This is a genomic window from Bacillus cereus group sp. BfR-BA-01349 (assembly GCF_022663795.1).
GTDB classification, from domain to species: domain Bacteria; phylum Bacillota; class Bacilli; order Bacillales; family Bacillaceae_G; genus Bacillus_A; species Bacillus_A cereus.
On sequence record NZ_JAKUGE010000121.1, the window covers coordinates 1 to 456 of the forward strand.

Consider the following 456-nt stretch of genomic DNA (forward strand, 5'->3'; position numbering starts at 1 on the left):
AGGTAGAGGGATTCGAACCCCCGCGCGACTCTCGCCGCCTGTCGGTTTTCAAGACCGATCCCTTCAGCCGAACTTGGGTATACCTCCGAGATATATACGTCTAATGGTGGACCTTGTAGGACTCGAACCTACGACCGGACGGTTATGAGCCGTCTGCTCTAACCAGCTGAGCTAAAGGTCCTTTATGGTAGCGGCGGAGGGGATCGAACCCCCGACCTCACGGGTATGAACCGTACGCTCTAGCCAGCTGAGCTACACCGCCATAAATAATATTAATATAAGTGGAGCCTAGCGGGATCGAACCGCTGACCTCCTGCGTGCAAGGCAGGCGCCCTCCCAGCTGAGCTAAGGCCCCATGTTTTTTAGGAATATCGGGAAGACAGGATTTGAACCTGCGACCCCCTGGTCCCAAACCAGGTGCTCTACCAAGCTGAGCCACTTCCCGTTAATAAAAGC

At 54.8% G+C, this 456-nt stretch carries 4 tRNA genes; all 4 read right to left on the reverse strand.

What is annotated here, in order from left to right:
• Nucleotides 1–104: 104 nt before the first annotated feature.
• The 4 genes from MR169_RS27990 to MR169_RS28005 all read right to left on the reverse strand — a co-directional run bounded on the left by MR169_RS27990 (nucleotide 105) and on the right by MR169_RS28005 (nucleotide 445).
• Nucleotides 105–181: transfer RNA gene (locus MR169_RS27990), tRNA-Ile, on the reverse strand.
• 4 nt (nucleotides 182–185) lie between these two features.
• Nucleotides 186–262 (reverse strand) — tRNA-Met (locus MR169_RS27995).
• A gap of 20 nt (nucleotides 263–282) precedes the next feature.
• Nucleotides 283–355: transfer RNA gene (locus MR169_RS28000), tRNA-Ala, on the reverse strand.
• Nucleotides 356–371: 16 nt separating this feature from the next.
• Nucleotides 372–445: transfer RNA gene (locus MR169_RS28005), tRNA-Pro, on the reverse strand.
• Nucleotides 446–456: the final 11 nt, after the last annotated feature.